At 40.4% G+C, this 3,527-nt stretch carries 2 protein-coding genes; both read left to right on the forward strand.

The window, feature by feature from the left end:
- Positions 1-518 precede the first annotated feature (518 nt).
- The gene (locus tag OKC24_RS19210; RefSeq protein ID WP_004726755.1) at positions 519-2,138 is read left to right on the forward strand and encodes an oleate hydratase; all 1,620 of its coding nucleotides are present in this window, start codon (positions 519-521) and stop codon (positions 2,136-2,138) included.
- Positions 2,139-2,405: 267 nt separating this feature from the next.
- The gene (locus OKC24_RS19215; protein ID WP_004281883.1) at positions 2,406-3,464 is read left to right on the forward strand and encodes a 2,3-butanediol dehydrogenase; all 1,059 of its coding nucleotides are present in this window, start codon (positions 2,406-2,408) and stop codon (positions 3,462-3,464) included.
- Positions 3,465-3,527 lie beyond the last annotated feature (63 nt).

The following is a 3,527-nucleotide window of genomic DNA, read 5'->3' on the forward strand; positions in this document are numbered from 1 at the left end:
AAAACAGTCTTCAGCTTACCATTCGTGGTTATTTGCAACAGTGCCCCATGAGATGCCTGTATATCGCTTAAACTGTGTTTCAGAAAGCTTCTTTGAATCAATGTATTTCATCCGCAGATTATGCACGAATGCTAAGAAAATTAGAGTACAAATATCAATCAAAAAGGTGCTCGTTTTTTGATTTATGAAAGAGATCTATTATTCAATTATATCTTTTAATGATCAATAGAAAGCCTAGTTTCAAACACATTCTTCAGACACAAACAAATATGATCAAAATAGAGTGATTACTCTATAAAATAATAAAATCAATTACTTAAATCATATTTTATTTTAAAAAAAATACAAATGTGTATTAAAATATCCATTACTTACATTTTTTTGATTACAAAATATAATGAGTAAATTGCTTCCCATTTCATACATTTTTCATATATAAAAAGTCATACTATTTTTAAGGTTTTTCTAAATCACATTTTATACTTCATAGTTTTTAACATCATTATTAAAGGTGAACCATGCAAAAGAAGAAGCGCACCCCATTAGACGCACAACAGTCCCATCTTTGGATTATTGGTGGTGGTATCGCAGGTATGGCTGCTGCTGCATTTGCAATCCGTGATGCCAAAGTCCCTGCCAAAAATATCCATATTTTAGAAGAACTCGATATTTCAGGTGGTTCGATGGATGGTGGACATACACCGCATGCCGCGCAAGCTTGGGTAACACGTGGTGGGCGAATGCTGACCGATGAAACTTATTTGTGCCTATGGGACTTATTTTCCAGTATTCCATCTTTGGAAAATCCAGACATTTCGGTGCGTGAAGAATGTCGTGAGTTTAATGAAAAAGTGAAAACCCACGCCAATGCACGGTTGATTGATGCCGAACATGTCATTGCGGATGCAGCAAAGCTTGGTCTGAATACGCTACATCGTGCACAGATGCTGCGCCTATTAGCTTCAAAAGAAGAAAAAATTGGCAGTCGCCGCATTGATGAGTTTTTTGATGAAACCTTTTTTGAAACCAATTTCTGGCGCATGTGGCGCACGACTTTCGCTTTTCAAAAATGGCACAGTGCAGCAGAGTTAAGACGCTATTTCTTGCGTTTTATTCAAGAATTGCCACGCATTCATACCTTAGCGGGTGTGAAACGTACCAAGTACAACCAATATGACTCGATGATTCTGCCCCTACAGCGTTGGTTAGTCGCACAAGGCGTCGATGTGCGTTTTGGACACTATGTCACAGATGCAGACTTCATTACCAATGCTGAAACTCAAGAACGCTACGCTTCACGCCTATATGTACAATTGCCTGAAGGCTCAGAGCAAATTAATCTGAAAGCCAATGATTTAGCTATTTTCACTTTAGGCTCTATTACAGCAGACTCACGTTATGGCGGTAATCATGACGTGCCTGCCCTTATTCGTCATCGAGAAGATCATGGCTGGACGCTTTGGGAAACGCTGGCACAAAAAGCCCCAGACTTTGGCCGTCCAATGACTTTTTATGGCAATGTCGATGAACATAAGTGGGAGTCTTTCACTCTGACCATGAAAGATGACGTGCTACTTAAACGTATTATTGACTATACAGGCAATGAACCAGGCACAGGCGCACTCATGACTTGGTATGAGTCGGGTTGGCATTTATCCATCGTGGTTCCTGCACAGCCACACTTTGCCGACTTACCTGAAGGTTTATATACCTTATGGGGCTACGGTTTCCAAATTGACCATATAGGCGATTACATCAAAAAACCAATGTCCGAAGCCACGGGGCAAGAAATCCTAACAGAACTGATTAAACAGCTCGGTTTTGACGACATTTTAGATCATGTTTTGGCAACGACTGATGTTACTACCGCCATGATGCCATACGCCTCTGCCCTATTCGCCTGCCGTAAACCGGGGGATCGTCCACAGGTAATTCCACAAGGCTCACAAAACTTTGCTTTCCTTGGACAGTTTGTGGAAATTGAAGATGACGTGGTCTTTACTGTGGAATATTCAGTTCGTGGGGCGATGCTTGCCATTTATGAATTTTTTGGGGTGGAACGTGAAATCCCTGAAATTTACAACGGTCTACTTGATCCCAAAGTGGGTTTAAAAGCTTTAGAAACAGTGTTCCACTAAGTTTTTAATATATAGCGATAAGAGCACCTTTATGTCGCCACTATTACATAGTTTAATTTAAGCAACGTTTGGATACACGAGTGTGGCAGGGATGCCACACGTTATCCATCATAATAGGGATGTTATGTATGGGTAACAAAGGCTTTTGCTTTCTTTTGGCTTATCAAAAGTAAGGGTATTGCCTACACAAACACCTTTTATACTTTATTGAAAGTTGAGGCCGTGTACGCACTGGTTTACCGTTAACATCAATATAAGGAATATAAAATGAAAGCAGCTCGTTTTTATGACCGAGGGGATATTCGAATTGAAGATATCCCTGAACCGAAAGTACTTCCAGGCACAGTTGGAATTCAAGTTGCGTGGTGTGGTATTTGCGGTACAGATTTACATGAATTCATGGAAGGTCCTATTTTTATTCCACCTTGTGGTCACCCACACCCAATTTCGGGAGAATCTGCACCTGTAACAATGGGACATGAATTTTCAGGCGTGGTTTATGCAGTTGGAGAGGGTGTAGATGATATCCAAATTGGGCAACATGTCGTAGTTGAACCCTACATCATTGCTGACGATGTGCCGACTGGCCCCAATGATAAGTATCATTTATCAAAAAATATGAACTTTATTGGTTTAGGCGGACGCGGTGGTGGTCTTTCTGAAAAAATTGCAGTTCAGCGGCGTTGGGTACATCCTATTTCAAATGATATTCCTTTAGACCAAGCAGCATTGATAGAACCTTTATCTGTCGGTCATCATGCCTATGTCAGAAGTGGCGCAAAAGCTGGCGATATCGCACTGGTTGGTGGAGCAGGCCCAATAGGCTTACTTTTATCTGCTATTTTAAAGGCTAAAGGTCTCACGGTCATCATTACTGAACTGAGTGCAAAACGTAAAGAAAAAGCGATAGAAGCGGGTGTTGCCGATTATGTACTAGACCCATCTAAGGTTGATGTAGTTGCTGAGGTAATGAAAATTACAGAAGACCGCGGTGTAGATGTCGCTTTTGAATGTAGTAGTGTCAATAAAGTCATGGATACACTCGTTGCAGCAATGAAACCAACTGGTGTAGTCGTTATCGTTTCTATTTGGAGCCATCCTGCCACAATTAATGTGCATAGTGTGGTGATGAAAGAGCTAGATATTCGTGGCACGATTGCTTATGTAAATGATCATCAGGAAACTATCCGTTTGGTTGAGCAAGGTAAGATTAATCTAGAACCTTTTATTACCCAACGGATTGCATTAGATGATCTTGTTTCTAAAGGCTTTGAAACATTGATTCATAATAATGAGTCTGCTGTAAAAATTATTGTTCATCCGTAGTAACGCCTAATTTGAACGGGCTTTGTTGCACAAAGCTATTCTTGAAGGCTTCTTCAGTAATAT

This window comes from Acinetobacter entericus (assembly GCF_026168575.1).
Taxonomy (GTDB): domain Bacteria; phylum Pseudomonadota; class Gammaproteobacteria; order Pseudomonadales; family Moraxellaceae; genus Acinetobacter; species Acinetobacter bouvetii.